Annotated in this window: 22 protein-coding genes; all 22 read right to left on the bottom strand. The window is 55.1% G+C overall.

The annotated features are described in order from the left end of the window. Positions 1 to 218: 218 nt before the first annotated feature. The 22 genes from Thiosp_RS00800 to Thiosp_RS00695 all read right to left on the bottom strand — a co-directional run bounded on the left by Thiosp_RS00800 (position 219) and on the right by Thiosp_RS00695 (position 19,835). Positions 219 to 1,286 carry a glycosyltransferase family 4 protein gene (locus tag Thiosp_RS00800; RefSeq protein ID WP_323696790.1) on the bottom strand — a complete coding sequence of 356 codons (1,068 nt, stop codon included), beginning with the start codon at positions 1,284 to 1,286 and terminating at the stop codon, positions 219 to 221. After that, a complete protein-coding gene (locus Thiosp_RS00795; RefSeq protein ID WP_323696789.1) occupies positions 1,286 to 2,440 on the bottom strand; it encodes a glycosyltransferase family 4 protein in 1,155 nt (384 codons plus the stop codon). Before Thiosp_RS00795 ends, Thiosp_RS00800 begins: the two co-directional genes overlap by 1 nt. Further along, complete coding sequence (locus Thiosp_RS00790) at positions 2,437 to 3,369, bottom strand: NAD-dependent epimerase/dehydratase family protein (protein ID WP_323696788.1); 933 nt, start codon at positions 3,367 to 3,369, stop codon at positions 2,437 to 2,439. Before Thiosp_RS00790 ends, Thiosp_RS00795 begins: the two co-directional genes overlap by 4 nt. 15 nt (positions 3,370 to 3,384) lie before the next feature. Continuing rightward, positions 3,385 to 3,831: an acyltransferase gene (locus Thiosp_RS00785; RefSeq protein ID WP_323696787.1), complete on the bottom strand. Its 447-nt coding sequence runs from the start codon at positions 3,829 to 3,831 to the stop codon at positions 3,385 to 3,387. Positions 3,832 to 4,025: 194 nt separating this feature from the next. Then, entirely contained in the window at positions 4,026 to 5,288 is a 1,263-nt protein-coding gene (locus tag Thiosp_RS00780; protein ID WP_323696786.1) for a lipopolysaccharide biosynthesis protein, read from the bottom strand. Then, complete coding sequence (locus Thiosp_RS00775) at positions 5,282 to 6,205, bottom strand: glycosyltransferase family 2 protein (protein ID WP_323696785.1); 924 nt, start codon at positions 6,203 to 6,205, stop codon at positions 5,282 to 5,284. Before Thiosp_RS00775 ends, Thiosp_RS00780 begins: the two co-directional genes overlap by 7 nt. Before the next feature lie 188 nt (positions 6,206 to 6,393). Then, positions 6,394 to 7,668: a group II intron reverse transcriptase/maturase gene (ltrA, locus tag Thiosp_RS00770; protein WP_323696784.1), complete on the bottom strand. Its 1,275-nt coding sequence runs from the start codon at positions 7,666 to 7,668 to the stop codon at positions 6,394 to 6,396. A 781-nt stretch (positions 7,669 to 8,449) separates the two neighbouring features. Next, entirely contained in the window at positions 8,450 to 9,412 is a 963-nt protein-coding gene (locus tag Thiosp_RS00765; RefSeq protein ID WP_323696783.1) for an NAD-dependent epimerase/dehydratase family protein, read from the bottom strand. Further along, positions 9,409 to 9,978, bottom strand: a complete 570-nt coding sequence (rfbC, locus tag Thiosp_RS00760; RefSeq protein ID WP_323696782.1) for a dTDP-4-dehydrorhamnose 3,5-epimerase — start codon at positions 9,976 to 9,978, stop codon at positions 9,409 to 9,411. The genes Thiosp_RS00765 and rfbC overlap by 4 nt, the downstream gene beginning before the upstream one ends. Before the next feature lie 103 nt (positions 9,979 to 10,081). After that, the gene (gene rfbH / locus Thiosp_RS00755) at positions 10,082 to 11,683 is read right to left on the bottom strand and encodes a lipopolysaccharide biosynthesis protein RfbH (protein ID WP_323696781.1); all 1,602 of its coding nucleotides are present in this window, start codon (positions 11,681 to 11,683) and stop codon (positions 10,082 to 10,084) included. Beyond that, on the bottom strand, positions 11,673 to 11,888 hold the full coding sequence (locus Thiosp_RS00750) for a hypothetical protein (protein WP_323696780.1): 216 nt from the start codon (positions 11,886 to 11,888) through the stop codon (positions 11,673 to 11,675). The genes rfbH and Thiosp_RS00750 overlap by 11 nt, the downstream gene beginning before the upstream one ends. Before the next feature lie 29 nt (positions 11,889 to 11,917). After that, positions 11,918 to 13,021, bottom strand: a complete 1,104-nt coding sequence (rfbG, locus tag Thiosp_RS00745) for a CDP-glucose 4,6-dehydratase (RefSeq protein WP_323696779.1) — start codon at positions 13,019 to 13,021, stop codon at positions 11,918 to 11,920. Continuing rightward, a complete protein-coding gene (gene rfbF, locus Thiosp_RS00740) occupies positions 13,021 to 13,791 on the bottom strand; it encodes a glucose-1-phosphate cytidylyltransferase (protein WP_323697142.1) in 771 nt (256 codons plus the stop codon). Before rfbF ends, rfbG begins: the two co-directional genes overlap by 1 nt. Before the next feature lie 7 nt (positions 13,792 to 13,798). Beyond that, positions 13,799 to 15,169 (bottom strand): IS4 family transposase, encoded by a 1,371-nt coding sequence (locus Thiosp_RS00735; RefSeq protein WP_323696602.1) that lies wholly within the window; start codon positions 15,167 to 15,169, stop codon positions 13,799 to 13,801. Beyond that, on the bottom strand, positions 15,166 to 16,047 hold the full coding sequence (locus Thiosp_RS00730; protein ID WP_323696489.1) for a DUF4338 domain-containing protein: 882 nt from the start codon (positions 16,045 to 16,047) through the stop codon (positions 15,166 to 15,168). The genes Thiosp_RS00735 and Thiosp_RS00730 overlap by 4 nt, the downstream gene beginning before the upstream one ends. A gap of 251 nt (positions 16,048 to 16,298) precedes the next feature. Continuing rightward, complete coding sequence (locus tag Thiosp_RS00725) at positions 16,299 to 16,655, bottom strand: type II toxin-antitoxin system HicB family antitoxin (protein WP_323696778.1); 357 nt, start codon at positions 16,653 to 16,655, stop codon at positions 16,299 to 16,301. Between the two features lie 141 nt (positions 16,656 to 16,796). Beyond that, positions 16,797 to 17,285 carry a DUF3368 domain-containing protein gene (locus Thiosp_RS00720; protein ID WP_323696777.1) on the bottom strand — a complete coding sequence of 163 codons (489 nt, stop codon included), beginning with the start codon at positions 17,283 to 17,285 and terminating at the stop codon, positions 16,797 to 16,799. Continuing rightward, positions 17,282 to 17,533 carry a UPF0175 family protein gene (locus tag Thiosp_RS00715; protein WP_323696776.1) on the bottom strand — a complete coding sequence of 84 codons (252 nt, stop codon included), beginning with the start codon at positions 17,531 to 17,533 and terminating at the stop codon, positions 17,282 to 17,284. Before Thiosp_RS00715 ends, Thiosp_RS00720 begins: the two co-directional genes overlap by 4 nt. 104 nt (positions 17,534 to 17,637) lie before the next feature. Continuing rightward, positions 17,638 to 18,051 (bottom strand): DUF2887 domain-containing protein, encoded by a 414-nt coding sequence (locus tag Thiosp_RS00710; RefSeq protein ID WP_323696775.1) that lies wholly within the window; start codon positions 18,049 to 18,051, stop codon positions 17,638 to 17,640. Next, entirely contained in the window at positions 18,015 to 18,146 is a 132-nt protein-coding gene (locus Thiosp_RS00705; RefSeq protein WP_323697141.1) for a hypothetical protein, read from the bottom strand. The genes Thiosp_RS00710 and Thiosp_RS00705 overlap by 37 nt, the downstream gene beginning before the upstream one ends. 136 nt (positions 18,147 to 18,282) lie before the next feature. Next, complete coding sequence (locus tag Thiosp_RS00700) at positions 18,283 to 18,870, bottom strand: acyltransferase (RefSeq protein WP_323696774.1); 588 nt, start codon at positions 18,868 to 18,870, stop codon at positions 18,283 to 18,285. An 8-nt stretch (positions 18,871 to 18,878) separates the two neighbouring features. After that, positions 18,879 to 19,835: a Gfo/Idh/MocA family protein gene (locus Thiosp_RS00695; RefSeq protein WP_323696687.1), complete on the bottom strand. Its 957-nt coding sequence runs from the start codon at positions 19,833 to 19,835 to the stop codon at positions 18,879 to 18,881. Positions 19,836 to 20,459: the final 624 nt, after the last annotated feature.

The raw sequence follows: 20,459 nt of genomic DNA, 5'->3' as shown, positions 1-20,459 counted from the left end.
CGCCGCCGTCTTCAGGCTGAGTCCGCCAGCGGTTCATCCCCGGCCAACCCGCCTCCGCGATCCCCCGCCGCGGAAAAGCTATTTTCTAAGCCCCCCTCTCTACCTCAAACACGGGCTCGTCCAACGAACGGTTCAGATCGCCGTTCGCTTCGCTCAGACGATCTAACCTTATTCGTTGTGCCGGGCCACAGAGGGCTCGTACAACGCTCTCTCACCTCTCAGTTAATCTCGCACAATCGCGCAAAAGTCGCTGCTGATCCCTCCCAACCAGAAGGCAGAATGTCGCCTCGTTCTCCACGCTCAAGAATGGCGAGTGCCTTTTTTACGAAATCCTCAGCATCCTCTGCCCGCGCCAAGGATTTCGGCCGATCCCTCAGAATCCAGGCCGTACCAGGTACATCCGATGCCACCACGGGCACACCGCAAGCCATGGCCTCATACAGCTTTACCGGGTAACTGAAATTGCCGAATGCGCTGGGCTTGTTCATCACAAAAAGCAGGTCAAGGCTATTGAGAATTAGCGGAACCTCCTCGGCTGGCCGGTAGCCAAGCCAATGCACGCCAAAGGGTATGTTAATGCCTTTGGAGAGTCGGCCGGAAAGCACCAACTCCAGATCTGGCAGATGTTTCCTCAAACGCTCAAAAACCTGAAAAAGTAGCTCAATGCCCCGGTTGGGATGCAGCGAACCGCTGTAGCCCATCAAGCGCGCATCAACCGGAAGGCCCAACGAATTCCGGCACATGATCTTGTCACGGGGAAAAAAGAGCGGATCAGCCGCCATGGGCACTACATCAACCGGCCGATCCCCGGCAGATTGACTCATCCAGTCTGCCAGTTGAGGTCCGGCGGCCGTCACCACATCGGCTTGACGCAACGCCTTCCGCCACTGGCTATGCAAAGGCACAAGCCAAGGGATATAGCTCTCGTAGTTATCATAGGCATCGATAAGACAACGGGCGCCAAAACGCCCAGCCAAGCGTTGCGCCAGAATCCCATACCAGGAATCGGAAAACCCGATAACCCAATCCGGCTGCACCTCGATCATCAAATGCTTGGCCTTGATCATGTAGGGAAGGAGGCCCCAAGGTAAAGCTGACACAGAATGCGAATGCAGGTTGACCTCTTGATGGAAAGCGTTTGGTTCGTTTTGGTAACTCAGTAGCAGTAAATGCACCGCATAACCCCGCGCAGCCAAAAGGCGAGGGATATGGTAAAAGCGGCCATAGGGTTGGGTGAAGAGATCGCGGGCTTGGGGGCAACGTTTGCACAGGCAGAGGAGCTGCATCAGCAGCCCGTCCGAGACAGGATGTCCTTGGCGATCGCCCAGTATTGCCTGGCAAAATTCTCCACTGCCCGCTCATACAGCTCCGACTGAAACACAGCCGTCTCCGATGCCGGGGCTTCGCCCTCGACCCGCAGCATTGCCTGGGCCAGGGCCTGCGCATCCGTCGGCGGAAAAAACAACGCAGTGTCGCCAGCTTGTTCCCGATGGACCGGAAGATCGGAAAGAATCATGCGCTTGCCGAAAAACCGAGCCTCTTCGACGGTGGAACTCCACCCTTCGAATAGCGATGGATTGAGGACGCAGGATGAGAATTTCATCAAGCCGAGAAAATCAGCCCTCGGCACCATACCCAGTATGAGGAAACGCGTGCCAAGTCGCCCGTGCTCGATCATCTCTTTAAGGCGATTGATGTGGCCGGCGCCGCGATTATCCGACAGCGCGCCGGTGCAGACGACCGACATCGAATCTGGCAGCACGCTTAGTGCCTCCAGCACCAAGCAGTGATTCTTGTGCAACCAAAATTGGTTAGGCAAGAAGAAGAAGCGTTCCGGAATGCCGTATTTGGAGTTCAACTCATCCTTTGCGGTGGCCGTCTCCACGGTATCCAGGAGAGGCGCAAATTGCAGCACGTGGGGCCGGGCCCAGGAGATATCTGGAAAGAAATGCCGGAAATCTGCCACAGCGCTGTGGCTGCTGAATAGTAGATGACCGTGCCGGGCAGCATTCCTTACATTGCGGCTACGGCGAACAAGTTCGTAGCGGGAAAAGAACTCCGGAAGATGGCAATGCTGAAAGTCCTGCATCCAGAACACGGTCGGGCAGGGCGTGATGCGGCTTGCCATGGCATGCGTGATCAGCACGGCATCGGTCTTGCGTGCGTGGTGTTGGAGGTAAGGGTTGATCAGCCCGATCGTCTTGATCGCAGCGTTCAAATAATAGTCCAGCCTGGCGGTAGGGTCCAGCCAGGGCGCGTGAATGATCTCCACGCCGCCGCACTCGTACCCATCAAACCAATGTGGTTGATTGGTCAGAATCGATACACTGAACTCTATCGACGGATAGCGGCAAAGCGCACGCGCCAGGGTGCGAAAATAGTTGATCCCGCCCATCCAGCCTTCGCCGTGGGAACGGAATGTAATGAGGATACGCTTCATTTCGGCAACCCCTGATACCACTCAACAAAACGTCTAAGCCCCTCATCCGGCGGGGTACGCCAGTAGCGCTTAAAGAGTGCCTGCTCGTCCGGATCCGCCACCAAGTCGTTGGGGTCACCGCTCTTTGCTTGTCCCAGGAAGGACGGCGTCAGTGCATATCTGCTCATTGCGAACAGTCGACCGAGCATCTCGGCCACGGAAACACCCATGCCCGAACCCACATTGAAGAGCAAGGGAAAGCCCTCAGGGTACAGTGCAACATCGAGCAGCAGTTCGACGAGGTCGTCAATGTAGACCCAGTCGCGGGTCTCGCTGCCGTTCCCGAAGAAGGAGGGTGCGCCTGCATCGGCTTTACGCAGGGCATCCCACAACAACTGCTTTCGCAACCCTGGTCCGTAGATTGAGAAGGGGCGTAACACATTCACGGCCAGTCCGATGCGCTCCTGCTCGAAAAAAAGCATCTCTTCCGACAGTCGTTTATGAAGGCCATAAGGCGAAATTGGTTTGGGCGAGGCGTGAATACTGGTGACATAGGAGCCAGCATTGCCATAGACGGCAGCGCTGGAAAGAAAGATCAGGCGCGCCTTTGGCCAATCGTTCCTCATTTTGTCGAGTAAGTCAGCCAAGGGAGGGAGGCTGATCGCGAAATCCCTGCGAGGGTTTTGCAGCGATGCGCCGACGGAACTGCCGCCGATCAGGAAGAAGATCACCTTTGGGGGCGAGCATCGATCAAGCAGGTCCCGGTCAATCATGCCATCTAGGACATGGATGTCCGCTTCTGAGTATCTCTGACCTACACTCTGGCCTGCGACTGTCAATGAACCAAAGGCATGCCTGTCATGCAGTCGAGTCGTAAGGTGGGTGCCGATGAATCCGGCTGCGCCAAGGATCAGTACATCAGGCCTAGGCAGTGACTGTGGCAGTTCCATCGATACCAATACCCGCTATTTACGAACTGTTTTGACCACCACGGCCGGATTGCCAAAGGCAATGGTCCAGGGAGGTACATCGTCACGAACAACACTGCCAGCGCCGATGATGGCGCCCTCACCGACGGTCACGCCATTAAGAATTGTGACGCCGAAGCCGACCCACGCCTTGTCTTCGATCACGATGGGACGCGACGTCACCGTTGACCAGTTTTTATTTTCGATGAAGTTTCGCCCCGCCTGCACATCTAAAAGTTGCTGATGAATATCGGCAGCACGATCCTGCCATGCAAGTGAATGGGAGTTGTGATCATATAGCGTACACCCCCAGGCCAAAGTCACATCAGCCCCGATGGAAATTTGATGCCTGCAAATAATTCGGGTTCCCCTGTTGATAAAGGAACGGTCACCCACCTCAACATCGCCTCTGTCAGACTCAAAAACAAATTCCCCACCAATCATTGCGCGGCCTCCAATCCTAATTTTTCCACGATGCCGATCTTCTCCAAGGCGAAAAACAAATCGACATGATGGCAGAATCCGTGTCTCATCTCCAATAGATAAAAAGGGCAGACTTTTTGCGTGCCTAGTAGGGTTGTAAAATAATGACTTAATAGTACTAAATGCTAAACTCAACATTTACATTCTCCGCCGGATCATAAATCATGGCCCATTTTTAATATCTTGCAAGCATGGACATTGCAATAGACCATCGCAAAGAAGGTAAATATTGAAGAAACAATGGGGATTGCCTCAATTCCATAGCCCATGTTTATAAAATATCGGGATAAAGGAATCATTAAAAATGACGCAGCCAAAGAAAGGGCCAGTTGAATATCAATTTTTTCAAATGCATTTAATACTACCGCACCAGAGTATGCAAAGGATTGAAACGAAACGAGGATTGCAAAAAATATTGTTTCAGAACTTGTTACTTCTATTTTTGTGTCCGTCCAAATTTGAATAATCAATGGTGAAAAGTAGGCTACACATAAAGCAGCGAACGAAAATATGACGGCCAAAACAGTCATCCTAAAATACAGGCGCCTGATCATTGTAATGTTATCGTTGGCAATATGCGTCACTATTTCAGGCCAAAAAGCACCTATAACAATAGTAAAAAAACTCAGTCCAAAAACAAAAATCTTACTAACAACATCAAACTGTGCGGCTTGAGCACTAGATAAAAAAGAAAAAACAATGACCGTACCAAAGGAGTACAAGACCAATGATGATAGCTGTAAGCCAAAAAACTTAAGTCCAAGAATAATTCGAATTAAGTCCAATTTGACTCCAAACAGTCTCTTAAAATCACCCGATTTTAATTCAAGAATCTTAATCGCTTCAATCGCCCCGATGATGATTGAGAATAAATAACTGCCAACAAACGCAATAGCAAGTACAATTAAGCTTACCGAAATATCAAAAAAGCACAACTCCGCAACAATGACAAAGAATAAAAGTGTATTTAAAAACATCAGGCATGCATCTAAAGCAATTCTCCTAGCCCCTTGAAGCACAAAGCTTGCGACACGTAGTGGAAAAAAAAGAATAATTGGCAAAAAAAGTATCAAGGAAACAACCAAATTTTTATTTAATAAATCAACAAAGGTCAGTGATGCTAAAAAAATAACTGCAATCACTACCGAACTTATGAAAGATATTTTAAAAACTTGTAAAAACTCTTCCTTGGCATCAACAATTCTTTTAGTGGCAATAGATTTTGACACTGTATTTTTGAGTGCATGACCCATTCCAAAATCAAACAAATTCATCCATACAATTAATGAAGTTAATGCCGCCCAAACTCCATATTCATTTATACCTAAAGCCTTTAAAAGCAACGGAACCATCATTAGCCACAATCCCATTCCCAAAACTTTGCAAATAAATGAATAAAATATATTCTTAGCTAGCATAGCTTTTGGTTCAAAAACGACAGTATTAAATAGCCAACAATCCTCAATTTTGTTTTATACAGAGCATATTTTGGATAACGCATTGCCCTATAGTGCGTGATAGCATTTTTAAAGTTCTTTGATTTAAATAAATTTGAAATACCACTAAGGAGGTTTCTAGCATAAATTTCATCTTGATATTGTTCCCAGTTATAAAAATTTGCTTTATCCCCTAATCGCTCCTTTGCAAGACCCCTTATTTTTGTTGTCCACGCATCAACTTCAGCCATCCAATGTTGAGTAGCAATCTTTTGATCTGTTAAACTACCCGACCAAATACGGTAAGATGAAACAATTTCGGGAACAAATATTACGTTCCCTAACAACATCGCTCGTTGTACAAGTTCGCTGTCCGCCGCAGTTAACGTAAATAGATGCTCATCAAAATAACCAAGTTTATCTAAAAATTTTTTTTTAAAAAAAACACTTGGCATTCTAACATCAACACCGTATATGAATTTTTGGAAACCATAGGGCGCTTCGAAACATTCTAGGTTTTTTGGGCAGAACCTGCTAATGAATTTATCGTTTTCATCTATACAATTATTGCCAAAAATAATTACATCTGCGTCATTATTTTGAATAATTTCGAATATTGTACTAAATTTATCTTTGATATATAAATCATCATCAGATGGTATAGCTACATAATCACAAGCAGAAACTGAATTCAAGGCACTATTCCAGTTTCTAAAGATACTGATTACTTTGCTTTGCTTTGTAATGCTTAGATTAGTGAACCCCCTCTTCATTTCAGATGTTACATATCCACCATTATCGCTTACAAAAACAGAAATATCACTTGGTATAGTCCTAAGAAGACGCTCAAGCAAATCATTTCTATTGTATGTAGGAATGGCTATTCCGATTCTTTTCAACTCAACCCCCTAACCTAAATGACTGAAATTATAAATTCTTTTTAACCCATCAAATACTGCAACGAGACTCTCATCACGGTAGGACGGCCAGTTACCCGGCCGCCCCCGTACAGATCCCGGCGTGCGGAACTACCGCACCGGGCTCCTCGAAGTGATTCGCTTCGCACATTGCAGCATCTTTAGCGTACTCAGAAACTGTGGCAGATACGTGGTCGCTCAAGCTTGAACACCTTGATCAGTTCGACGAAGCCCTTCCAATTGTAACTGCGCCGCTGGCTGCGACGATTCAGCTCCCGGTAAAGTATGCGAGTGACATGGTAGAAAAAGTCATCCAGGCTTTCGGAGTTGCCTCGGATACCGTAGTAATTGTAGTACCCGCGCAGCTTCGCATTGAGAGCCGCGAAGAACTTGTCCTTGTGCATCCGGCAGTGTGCCCGACACCAGTCTCGAAAACTGGCCAGGGAGGCGCGGTATTTCTTCCGTGCCGTGCGCCGTTTGAGCGCGGGTGTTCCCCAACGCCCTCGTCCCCAGCGAAACTCGAATCCGAGAAACTCAAAGGTGCCGTTACGCGTCCAGTCCTGACGCGAAAACCGCAGCAACTGCGTTTTCTCTTGCGCGACTTCCAGCCCGAACCGCGCCATCCGCACCCCAAGCACCCGATAAAAGCGCTGGGCGTCGAACTCACATTCAAACGCGCACACGAAATCGTCGGCATACCGACAGAGGTACGCTTTCCCTTTGCAATGTGTCTTGACCGTGTTCTCAAACCACTCATCTAGCGCGTAGTGGAGATAGATATTCGCAAGCATCGGGGAGATGATCCCGCCTTGGGGCGAGCCTGTCTCGGGATGCTGAACCGCGCCATCTGGCTCCAAAACACCGGCCTTTAACCACTTGCGAATCAGCCGCAGAAAGGATTCATCGTCTATCCGTCGCTGCAACAGCTCGATCAGTTTGCCATGATCGATTCGATCAAAGAATGCGCGAATATCCGCCTCGACCAGGAAGTGATAACGCCCGCTTCGCAGCTCGGCGCTCAGGTCTCGCACGGCATCCAGGGCACCAACTCGAGGTCGGTAACCATAGCTACAGTCCAGAAAGTCCTGCTCATAAATCTCTTCCAGTATCTTGGTGACCCCCATCTGGAGCACTTTGTCCGCGATGGCCGGAATCCCCAATGGCCTCAACTTTCCGTTGAGCTTGGGGATGTATCTTCTCAGTACCAGCTTGGCCCGATACCATCCCCCTTTGACCGCCGCCACCAGTGCTTCTACATTGTCCTGAAGGTTGGCTTCATAGGCGCGAGCATCCAGTCGGTCGACACCGCTGGCCGCACCTTTGTTAATCAGCCGCCAACAGGCCAGAAGATAGCTGACGTTGAGCAGGCCAAAGAGGTTGCGGAATCGATGGGCCTTGTCCGATGCCGCCTTTTTCGCTATTCCCAACAGGGAGGTTTGCTTCATGGTCCAGCCCGTCGTGTCTGGGTGAAGTGTCCTTTGTTGGCTACATCACTTCGCCGACCCCTTCCCCATGTTTGCGGCTTTCCCGCGCTCGGAGTTCTATGAGCCGGTCTGACTCCCCATCGACTTCCGGCGAACCTCCCTTCTCGGTCAGTAGCGCTTCCCCGGTCGGTCGGCTCTAGGCTTCGGTCTAATTCCGTTTCGGGGTTTCCCCCTGTGTGTCTCAATAACCGCATGCCTTACCTCTCCCGCCGGGAGCTGATGGGGTCTCCCAAGTTCTCGACGCTTCTGTGCTTGCATGCCAGGCGCTCGGACCCCGACAGACCCTCGGGACTCTCGCCGTGAACGACCTTAGGGCAATGTTTGTTTTCTCTGTTTGCTGCCTGGTTTCCCGGCAGTGCCACAATATCTTGCCCATCGTCGTTCTATTGAGTCCTCTGTGTTGGCTTCCAGGTCGTTAACCCTGTCGCCGTCTGCTTTAATGCTTTTAACGAGGCCGAAATCGCTTCAGGGTGGTGCGTACACCCCTCTGGCCTACAAGTTTCTCTATGTACGCTTCACCTCTTTTGTTCACGATAGCACCAGTCTCCTGACCAGTGCGTCGCTATCCGCCAGAGGCGCAACACGCGATACGGGTGGGTGGCTAGCCCTTACCCGACCAGGACTTTCACCCGGCAAGAAGCGCCAAGCTCCGCTTGGCGCACGAACGATAAGCAACTTAAAAGCTAGCGAAGTCAATCCTTTTTCGAATAGATTGTATTTTATCCATGTCGAAATTGAACGATTATGTACAGACATTAGTTTTCGACGAAGTGGCTGCAGATGCGTTCTCAGTGTGCGCATGGTGGGCAGTCGTCTCTACTAATGCAGCAAGACCTTTCAACAAGGAAATACTTGGCGTCCAATTAGGTAAGGTGTCTCCACTAGACCAAGGCATCATGACTTCTCTTTTCCGATACGGTCGCTCACCCCAATCTATGGGTAAACTATGCCCTAGAAGTTGCTCAAAAAGCGCGGTTACCTCCCGCAGAGACATTGGTTGGCCGGAAGACACTGCATATCGTTCATGATCAATGACGCTGCCACCCAACAACCGCTCGCCAGATATCAGAAAAGCATTAGCTACATCATCCACATGAACCATGTCGATTATTTGCTTCCCCAGACTCATCGCCAATCGTTGGTTGCCAGTCGCGAGTGAGTTGATATAATTGATCAATTTAGGGCGAGGATCATCCGGTCCGTAAGTATCGAATAGTTTGAGGGTAATCGCGCACATTCCACGAGCTTCGATGTAATAGCGTAATATTGCCTCGAACGCCTCTTTGGTCGCTGCATAGAGATTCACCGGGCTATATTCTCGATTTTCAAAGTGCTGCCAGCTCGTACCTGTATTTACGAGATATCGCACACCTTCAATGCTCATTGCCTCGATCAGTTGAGTACCAAACAGCAAATTGCTGTCGATAAGTTGCGGAATATCGCACGGTTGATGCTTGGACAGGTAAAGCGACGCGAGATGAAATACGACATCTGGGTTTGATTGTCGCATGATGTTGTGCATCGTCGCGATGTTTCCATCGAACTTATGAACAACTAGCCTCTCTTGTACGGATAAAAGCTGATCCAAACTGGAAGTCGGTCGAGCGATGACACAGACATCCCAGCCTTTTGTTAGAAGGTGTTTAACCAGATGCGAACCGACAAAACCTGTCGCCCCTGTAATAAGCGCTCTTTTCTGCGTCATTTCGTTGATTGGGTAGCTGTGGACGGGAAATAGAACGGGCTGTCAAAGCAGTTCAGTGAGACAAAACCCCGGTCACGGTCAGACATCTGAGGGTCCTGCTCTGGCCAAGGCACTCCGAACGAGTCCCAGCGTATGCCAGTATCATGGCTTGGGACGTAAACCGACGTAACGTTATATATCAAGGTCGCGCTTTCACTTAATGTAAAGAAACCATGTGCGAGGCCGGGCGCGAGATATATCATGTTGCCTTTGGCTGCGTTAAGCGTAAGACATATATGCTGCCCGAGAGTCGGTGACCCTTTGCGCAGATCGAGTGCCACGTCCATCACTTCGCCAGCTGCGCAATATACTAGCTTGGCGTGATCATGAGGGGGCAGCTGGAAATGCAGCCCCCTCAACACACCATGTTGCGACACCGAGTAGTACTGCTCGGCCCAGTGTGTCGATAACCCTAAATCTTCGAACCAATTCTGCTGAAAGGTTTTCACGAAGCAACCGCGCACATCTGACAATACCCGAGGTTGCAACTCGTAGCAGTCAGGGAGCATAGTTTCGATCAGTTTCATAAAATGGGATCCGGTCGACATAAATATTAAGAGGTACCACAGGCATATTGCCTTGCAGACAGATGACTGCCGGGAAAGATGGTCGCACGAGTCAGGAGAATGTTCATTCTTTCAGAAAATGTTCGATACTGCTTGCGGCAAACGCCAACATCTCCCGTGTCAGCGCAGGTTGCACGCCAATCCAGAAGGTGTTGTTCATCACGATATCGGTGTTAGCGAGATCACCGCTGACCAGATACTGGCGCCCGGCCATATAGGGCTGGCGGATGAGGTTGCCACCGAACAGCAGGCGGGTGCCGATCTTGTTCCGATCGAGGTGGGTCAAGAGATCCAGTCGCGTGACCGGGGCCTGGTCGCGCAGCGTAATCGGAAAACCAAACCAGGATGGATCGGTGTTGGGCGTAGCCTGGGGCAAGACGAGGAATTCCTCGCAATCCCTCAGACGCTCATTGAGGAACGCGAAATTCGCCTTGCGTTGGGCAATAAAGCCGGGGGCCTTATCGAGCTGGGCCAGCCCGCAGGCGGCCTGCATATCGGTGATCTTGAGATTATAGCCGGCATGCGAATAGGTGTATTTGTGATCGTAGCCTGGGGGCAGGGTGCCAAGCTGCCAGGCAAAGCGCTTCTTGCAGGTGTTGTCGTGTCCCGGCGCGCAGAAGCAATCGCGGCCCCAATCGCGGAAGGATTCGATGATGGGTTTCAGGATGCCGCTGTTGGTAAAAACGGCACCGCCCTCGCCCATGGTAATGTGGTGGGCGGGGTAGAAACTGAGCGTACAAATGTCACCGAAGGTGCCGACCATCTGGCCGTTGTAGGTACTTCCCAAGGCATCGCAGCAGTCCTCAATGAGCCAGAGGTTGTACTCTCTGCACAAGCGAGTGACGACCGCAAGATTAAAGGGATTGCCCAGGGTGTGGGCGAGCATGATCGCCTTCGTACGCGGGCCGATGGCTTCTTCGATCCGGCTGGCGTCGATGTTGTAGGTGCCCAGCTCGACATCGACGAAGACCGGAACCGCTCCGAATTGCAGGATGGGATTGACCGTGGTCGGGAAGCCGGCGGCAACCCCGATGACCTCGTCGCCGGGCTGGATAGCGCGCTCGCCCAATTTCGGGGAGGTCAGGGTACTGAAGGCGACCAGGTTGGCCGAGGAGCCAGAATTGACGGTGATCAGATGTTTGACGCCGAGGAAGCGGGCCATGCGCTCTTCGAATGCGTCATTGAAGCGGCCAGTGGTGAGCCAGCCATCGAGCGCGGCCTCGACCATCAAGCTCGGTTCGGCGGCATCGAGAACCTTGCCGGCGGCGGGGATGGCTGTCACGCCCGGCTCGAACGGACGGCGGACATATTCCAGCGCGGCGAAGCGGGGGATCTCCGCGACGATCAATCGCCGCAATAGGGTAGCAAAGGCGGCGTTGGTCAACCGCGCCAAGGGCTTTAGCGCCACGCTCTGATGCAGCAGAAACGGCTTGTCGAGTCGCAGGAAACTGGAAAAAGGCAGCGGCAATCCGGCGTAATCGGTCGCGGCCAAGGCGTAACCTTGCGCCGGATCCTTGACCGGCGTGGTGGTGATGAACAGAAAGCGGACGTCGCCATGCGCATCCGGTGGATTCAGGGCCAGCGCCGGGCGCGCCTTGCGTCCTGAGAGATCGGTGAACGGAAACGGCAGCTTATAGATGCCGCCCGGCTGAATCTCAAAGGTCATTCCACACGTCCTCGGCAGGATTTGCCAAGACCTGACGGGCGAAGCCGCTGTCTTCCTGCCAACGGGTCAGCGCTGCAGACTCGTCTAGCGCCTTGTCAGTCTCATCGAGCACGATCACCCGGACCCGCACTCCGACCGGTCGGGAGACCTGTAAGGCGACCCGGCCGCCTTCGCCCACTGTCACGGTCTGTTCGATGATTTGCATGGGGGGTTCGCTCCTAATCTACAAGGGCTTTAATCGGCATGAGACGTGGCCTGAGCTTGCATGTAGTCAGCGATCTCCGCAAGCGACCAGGCACGCATGTCGGCGCCAGCATCCAACGCTTGCTGCCAGGCCACGACCCGGCGGATGGCTTCGGCGAGCGGCCAGCAGGGACTCCAGTCCAGACGCGCCCTAGCCTTGGCACAGTCCAGCTTGAGGTGGTGGGCCTCGTGTGGCTGGGAATTGGGATCGAGCTGCCAGCGTGCACCTTGGCCCCAGATACGGGTTAAACGCTCGACAACCCATTGGACAGGCTTGGTGTCTTCGTCGTTGGGGCCGAAGTTCCATGGCTCGGCATAGGCCGAACCTTCGCAATAGAGCCGTTCGGCCAGCCGCAGGTAGCCGGAGAGCGGCTCGAGAACATGTTGCCAGGGGCGAATGGCATGAGGCGCACGGATGACGGCCGGCTCGCTGGCGCGGATGGCGCGCAGCAGGTCGGGGATGAGACGGTCCGCGGCCCAGTCGCCGCCGCCGATGACGTTACCGGCGCGAGCGCTGGCGATGGCCACACCACGCTCCGCATGGCTAACGGCATTGAAATAGGAGTCGCGATAGGCGCGGGCGATCAGCTCGGCGCACCCCTTGCTGTTGCTGTAGGGATCTTGACCGCCCATGGGTTCATCTTCGCGGTAGCCCCAGACCCATTCGCGGTTCTCGTAGCATTTGTCGCTGGTGACGATGACCACGGCGCGCACGCCCGACGTCTGGCGAACGGCTTCCAGCAGATGCACTGTGCCCATGACGTTGGTGGCGTAGGTTTCGACCGGGTTGCGGTAGCCATAGCGCACCAGCGGTTGTGCGGCTAGGTGGAAGACAATCTCCGGGCGGGCCTCGCTCAGCGTCTGTTGCAGCCTTGGCAGATCGCGGATGTCGGCGATGACGGAGGTCATGCCGGCGCAGACCTGGGCCACGTCGAACAGATTAGGGGCGGTCGGCGGCTCTAGGGCATAGCCGGTGACCTCGGCGCCGAGCTGTTGCAGCCAGAGGGCCAACCAACCGCCTTTGAAACCGGTGTGGCCGGTGAGGACGACCCGCTTGGCGGACCAGAATGGATGGGGAGCGCGAACGGGGGGCATCAGTCCCAAACCTTCCAGGGAGCGCCCCCCGCGCGCCACAACTGCTCAAGGTGCAGTTTGTCGCGCAGGGTATCCATGGGCTGCCAGAAGCCGGAGTGGCGAAAGGCGGTGAACTGATCCTCCCGCGCCAGCCGCTCCATCGGCTCGCGCTCCCAGACGGTGGCATCGCCGTCAATGTAGTCGATGACCTGGGGCGAGAGCACGAAAAAGCCGCCGTTGATCCAGGCTCCGTCGCCACTGGGCTTTTCCTGGAAGCTAACAACATTGTCGCCGTCGAGATTGAGCGCACCGAAACGCCCTGGCGGCTGAACGGCGGTGAGGGTGGCGAGCTTGCCGTGTGTCTGGTGAAAGGCGATCAGGGTACCGATATCGATGTCACTGACGCCGTCGCCGTAGGTAAAGCAAAAGTCTTCGCCGTTGAGATAAGGCTTGATCCGCTTGAGCCGCCCGCCGGTCATGGTCAGCTCGCCCGTGTCGACGAGGGTGACGCGCCAGGGCTCGGCATGATGTTCGTGGACTTCCATGCTGTGGGTGCGCAGATTGAAGGTGACATCGGACATGTGCAGAAAGTAATTGGCGAAATACTCCTTGATCATGTAGCCCTTGTAGCCGCAGCAGACGATGAAGTCAGTGATGCCATGATGGGCGTAGAGCTTCATGATATGCCAAAGAATCGGTTTGCCGCCGATCTCGATCATGGGTTTGGGTTTGAGGTCGGTCTCCTCGGCAAAACGGGTGCCGAGGCCGCCGGCTAGGATGACGGCTTTCATCATACCATTACCCATAACTATCCCTGACGCTGCGGTAAGCCTCCAGCGCCATGACAAAATCGGGGATGCGCTGCAACCCAATCCAGAGCGTCTTCGGTCCCGGGAACCCATCGGATTTGCGGTTGAGAAAGCCGCCCAGGGAGGCGACCATGCGCACCATGGTATCGAGCGAGGGCGGCTGCTCGGGTGGCGCTTGTTTCTGGGTGACCAGATAGACCGCCTTCCATTCCTCCTCGGCAAAGACCGCATCGCAAGGCAACTCCGGGCACTCGCGCCCGAGCATGGTCAGGTACAGCACCCGCCACGCGATGATCATGTACAAAGCGAGCGCCGGCTCCAGGCGCTCGCGCGTCTCGAGCTGCAGCTCCTCGATGCGGCAGCCACTTTTTAAGATCCGGAAAAAAATCTCCACTTGCCACCTGCAAAGATACCAGGAGAGCGTCTCGATGGCCTCCTCGGCGCTCTGCACCGCCAGATTGGTCAGCAACAGCCAGTTGAGTGGCTCCTCGCCGGCGGGTGGATTGACCTCGGTGGCGAGCAAGGCCGTGACCGTGACATCGGGCAAGGTGCGATCCGGGCGCCAGGGTGCCTTCAGGGTCACGCGCACCACCTTGATCTCCTGCTTGACCTGGCGTGCTTTGGCCCCCTTGGTGGCGGGACGCTCGAAGGTGATCTCGGTGAGCACCGCAGCGGCGTCCAGGGCCTCATTGAGCTTTCTGCCATCGGCCAAGCAGCGGTCGCGATGCTGCACCCGTACCAGCCAATCGGCGCTGTTCTCGGGGATGGGCGCTTCAACAAACAGGTCGTAGATGTCGCCCTCGCGATCGGCAACATAGGTCAAGCGCGTGTCGCTCAGTTCCTCGGCCAGCGCATTGACGCGCGCGTAGCCATCGACCCAGCGCACGCTTTCTTTCTCCTCCAGTGGGCGGCGCGAGTCTTTGTCCTGGCCCAGGCTACCGGGCTCGCGCACAAAAGTGTGCAAATCCAGCAGCCCCAGCGCGAGGCGCTCGGGCGTGACCGCCAAGGTGGGATGGATGTACATCCCATAGCGGCTCTCAAAGTTCAGTGGCCCAAGACCGACAATGCCTTTTTTGGTTGTATAGTCCAGCTCGCTGGTATCTTGGATACACAGCACCCGCGGATGCTCGCGCAGACGTTCTTCGGTACAAGCAAAATGGGGTGCGAGGATCTGCTCGGCGGTGACCGTGGGATGATCGAAAAAGCGATAGGCGGCCCGGGTCTCATACCAACCGTTGCAAGCCCCGGGAATACTTTGTGTCGGCTTGGCGCCGAGGGTTTCAAGCACCTGTTGGGCGCGATGATTCAGGCGCTTGTCGCCCAGAGAGATGTCCTGCAGTTCAGAGGCCAGCGCGATCATGCCACCACCCCCAGGGCGGCGCGGAAGTCCGCCGCCAGCGGGTAGACATAGATCGCCTTGCGCGGCAGCGCGGCCCGATGGGTGCGGTCGCACTTGCCGCGCCCGGTGGTTTCGCCCAAGTCGTGCCAGTTGGCGGCACGGTAACAGGTCCCGGCAAAGCGTGGGGTCTCGACAAAGGTCTCCAGCAGCACCAGACGCTCGCCATAGCGGGCGGGAAAGTCGACACTGACTTGCCGCGCGGCCAAGGACAGCACCTTGGAGGCGAGGTGTTTGACCTGCACCCAGGGCAGGATGAGGAAGCGGGCGTTGTTGAGCACCCGTCCCAGGTGTGCTTGGCGCTGCGCGGGCGTCCAGCCAATCCAGCGGTCGCGGGCAGCGACTTTCCAGGCCGCCGCGCCAAAGCCGATGGCGCCGAGCAGACCGCCATCCCACTGGATCAGGTAGCGCAGCTGCGCACCAGGCAGGGGACTGTAGCCGAGGTAGTGGTAGCGCTCGATCAGGCCGTTCCATAATTGCGAGGCCCTTCGATCATCAACGCGCGCCAGGCGCAAGCCGCTGAGCGCGCGCAGCGGGACGGACACTGGGATCGGTTCGGGCCGGGACTCGGGGCGCGGGACGAAGCGCCGCCCATTGCCATTGCCGCAGGTCGGTGGCGGCAGCACAATGAGCCCGGCACGATGCAACCGCAGCAGTCCCACCCGGGCACTCATGAGCTTGGGGCGGCCTTGGATATCGGTCCACTCCAGCGCGCGGCACACCCGCCGAGCGATCTCCGCGCGCAGCGGCGGCTGCGCCAGCGCGATCTCCTGGCGAATGCGCGCTAAGTCGGTCTCGTTGAAAGGGCGCCCACATAAACGGCTTGGAATCGCTTGGTCCATGGTCTCCCGTCCCCTTGCTGAAGATGAAAGGGCATCTCAGCAGAACTCGGGAGCTGTGTCCAGCCCCGGACGACGCTGGGGCGGGGAGATATGGGTAATGGTATGGGCTTTCATATGTTCCAACGTCCTCTCCCCCGTTGAATCAATGTTGTGTATCGATGACTTCCCAATAAGGTCTGAGCATGTTAATGGCACCATGCACGCTGGTCTTGGTGGTCTGCACTGGGCCGCGCTGCCGATGGGTCTTCAACTCACAGCCCCGCGCTTTCTCTGCGGCCGAGGTTCTCGGCGAGAATGGCAGAAACCAGCGCACTCATACTCACGCCTTCCTGCTTGGCGCGCGCAGTGAGTCTTGTGTTTAAGCTGCGCGGAATGCGTGCGATAAACCGACCGTTGGGCAACTCTCCGGGGCGAGGAATTTCTCGGCCCGCATCGGTAGTGGCCCTCATCCAGGCCGCAGCCGCATCCCGACCATTGGCAATTGCCTCTTCTGGCGTTTCGCCGTCGGACATGCAGCCGGGCAAATCCGGATAAACAATTAACCAGCCACCACCCTCGTTATTTTCCAGAGGACGCAGTTCAAAAGGATAATCAACATTCGCTGCCATCAAGTCGCTCCAATGTCTTCCAACAGAGCAAGAGACTGCGTCAGAAATGGAGAAATGGGGTTAGGATGGAATTAGATCCAATCATCCCACGCGCATAGAGATTGCGGCACAACAGCCGACGAACAGCGGATTTTAGCACAATCACGGCTGTTGCACGAGTTCGCCGGCAAGTTCAAGGACTGTCGTCACCAGACTCTCACTGATGAAGACTGGGCTATCAATAATGTTTTCAATTAGCGGACCGATGTGATTGACCAGACCCATGCGTTTGGCTTGCAGCAAGACACCGAGTGACCCGATGGTTTTGATCCGGTTGAGGCTTGCAATCTTACGTCCACGCTTGTCATCGATCAGCAGATAGTCAGCTGCAATCGCTTTATAGAGGAGCATCGCCTCGGTCTCGCCGACATCTGCACAGGCATCGAGAGAAACAAATCCCTGCATATCGACCTGACGGACCTTGCCATGCAGGTACTCTTTCAACCGATTCGATTGGAACTTGTCTGGTTGAGCGACTTCTCTGTACACTGCTTCCGGCACCATGACCTGACCAAAAATTTCATCCAACAGGATCAGGCTATCGCAGGCCGCCAGAGCGACCAGTGCGGACGAGTCGGCAACGAGGATCATCCCCCGTCAAACCCCGAGAGTTCCGCAATAAGGTCATCGCGACTGATGTCGATGATAGGCACCCTGTTCCGCTTGCAGGTCATCATGAAATCATACAAATCCACACCTGCCAATTCGGCCGCTTTCGAGAGGGTCACACGGCCTTGCTGATAGAGCCATAGCGCATATGAAGTTGCAACCTCCTGACGAATTTCAGCGGCTCCTTGAAAGTTTACGAAATCATTGGGTAGTTCAATCGCTATTTGCATGGCGGTCTCCGCCTGATTTGGCGAATATCAAGTCATCTAACTAAATGGGTATTAGCTAAATGAATTTAGCAGGATGGAATTAATTTCCGGGAAAACCAAATGACTCAGCCAAATAAGGCTTCCAGACTGCTGGAATCGAGCACCGCATCAAGCCACAGGTCAAGTTGCTCACCATCCGCCTTGTTGAGACGTTCCTCGGCCCAATCCGGGATGGTGCCGAAGTGGCGGGCGAGCAGGCGCTTCAGGCTCCGAACCTTACCTTTGATCTCTCCTTCGATTTCTCCTTGGGCAAAGATTTCTTGATAGGCGCGGGGTTCTTGTAATGGTGTGAGCGTCTGAAACATTGTGCGAATTTCCTCAAGCGATAGCGTACGGAAGCGCTCCATGAACCAAAATTCGAGTAGCGCGCCCAGGCGTTCGCGGTGGTGTGGCTCGATCTTGGCATCTGTAATGGTACGCCAGAGGGTGGGCGCTTGGGCGGTCAATTCGGTGTCGGTGAACAGTTGCGGTGCGAGCACGGCGAGGAAGGGATTGGCTTGAGCGCGGCGGGCTGACGCTCGATTTGAAATTCGACAATCCAAACGGGGCCGTCGTGCTCGATGGGGTCGTACAGGCCATCAATGCGCCGCTCGATATTTTTGAGCGTCTCGGAGCGAAAGCGATGGGGCCTTGGAGTCCCCGCCCTCCGGCGAGGATGCGAAAGGCTTCGGAACCGAGGGCGAGAAAATCATAGATGGAAATGTCGGTTTTCATGGCGCTTCTTCGGCCATGCGCCCAGCGATCAGCCCATAGCGCTGCCCGGTCGCGGGGCACTGGGCTTGTCCCTCTCCCTGCAGCGGCAAGTCAAGGCGCTCGCCATGCGCGCTCATCCAGCCGATCTGCCGCGCCGGAACGCCGACCATGAGGGCATAGGGCTTGACGTCTCGGGTGATAACCGAGCCGGCGCCGATGAAGGCGTATTCGCCGATGGTGACTCCGCAGACGAGAGTGCAGTTGGCGCCGAGGGTGGCGCCCTTTTTGACCAGGGTCGGACGGTATTCGTCCTTACGCGACACTGCCGAGCGGGGATTGTAGACGTTGGTGAAAACCATGCTGGGGCCGCAGAAGACCTCGTCTTCCAGGGTGACGCCATCGTAGACTGAGACGTTGTTCTGAATCTTGACGTTGTTTCCGATAACGACCCGGTTGCCGACAAAGACGTTCTGACCGAGCGAGCAGTCGCGACCGATGCGGGCGCCGCCGCAGATGTGAACCCAGTGCCAGATGCGGGTGTCGGGGCCGATCTCGGCACCCTCGTCGATGATGGCGGTGGGATGCGCGCGGTAGGCGTGGCTCATGGCTAAGTTTATTCCCGCACTTGGGCGCAGAAGGGATGATAGTCGCCGCGCAGACCCTGCGGGCTGGCGTTACGGATTTGATAAACGGTTTCGACAGCGGTGCGCGCTTCATCCAGACCGAAGCCTTGTCCGCTGAGAATGTGGCGATAGCTTTCGGTGTGAAGATCGGTGAAGCCACCGGAGAATTCGATCTCCTCTGCATCGACGGTGATGGAGCGATAGGTGCGCTGGTTTTGCTCGCGCGCGCTCGCGGGCAGATGATCGGCATTGATGGAGAGGAACCAGCGTACCCGTGCTTGTGCGAGCTCCAGATAGCCAGCGGCACAGTCCGGGCGACTGAGATGGACCTGGCTATCGCGGACAGGGCCGAAGACCCAGCTCAGCATGTCGAAAAAATGCACGCCGATGTTGGTGGCAATGCCGCCGGATTTCTCTAGGTTGCCTTTCCAACTGCGCTGATACCAGTTGCCGCGTGAGGTGATGTAGGTGATATCGACGTCTCGGATGCTTGTGTCGTCCCTGTGGATGCGTTCGCGCAGCGCGATGATGCTGGGGTGTAGGCGCAGTTGCAGAATGTTGTAGATGCGTGCGCCAGTTTCGGTCTCAATTTCATGCAGGCCGTCGATATTCCAGGGGTTGAGTACCAGCGGCTTTTCGCAAATGGCATGAGCGCGATTGCGCAGGGCGAAGCGAATATGGGCGTCGTGCAGGTAGTTGGGCGAGCAGATGCTGACGTAATCGACGGGTCGGCCCTTGCGGCGCAGTTTGTCGACGTGGCGGTCGAAGCGCTCGAATTCGGTGAAGAAATCCGCCTGCGGGAAGTAGCTGTCGATGATGCCGACGCTGTCATTGGGGTCGAGCGCCGCGAGCAGGGTCTGCCCGGTGTCCTGGATGGCGCGCATGTGGCGCGGCGCGACGAAGCCGGCGGCGCCGATCAGGGCGAAGGTGGCGGGTGGGTTTGGCATGATGGGGCGGACGGGTTGGTCAATGGGGGCGTCTTCAATGGTACGCCAGTGTTTGGGAGCTAATATGGATAGAGTAGAGAGCAGGTTGCCAACACTTTAGTCGCGGCTTATCTGTTTCCGCCCCTTTCGTTTGGCGGTGCCTAAATAGCCGAGGCATGGCGCTGACAACCAGCCCTCCCTCATCAAACCGTGCATGCGATTTTCCCGCACAGGCTTTCCGATGTGCTTCACAACGAGGCATGCACAACGTTCGTTGCTTGGCCTGGCAGTAGAGCGACCTCTGTAGCGTCCTGATCGTATCTGGAGTGGCTAGCGATGAACGCAATCTCCTGATCCTCCGCTCTTTGGTGGCGTGCACAAAGTAGGGTCCCTTCCCTCGACCGGGGTTATGTTGTCCCTCAGTCTCAAACGGTACTCTGCACCCCTCTGACTTCCATGATAGGCGACAGCGACTTCGTTACCTTATACGCTGGCGTTGGTGGTCTTGCCCACCTCCCGTCATGGATCTCCAGCACTGGACAGATAAGTCTTCAAGAACATGCCGCCCCTGCTACCCCGAGAGACGATGACCACCACTTCCGTTCTTCAAGTGGCCACCCAACGGCCTTCCCCTTCTGACCACAG

The sequence above is a fragment of the Thiorhodovibrio litoralis genome (genome assembly GCF_033954455.1).
Lineage (GTDB): Bacteria > Pseudomonadota > Gammaproteobacteria > Chromatiales > Chromatiaceae > Thiorhodovibrio > Thiorhodovibrio litoralis.
Note: the sequence above shows the minus strand (reverse complement) of the source record. Positions and strands in the feature narration are given on the sequence as shown.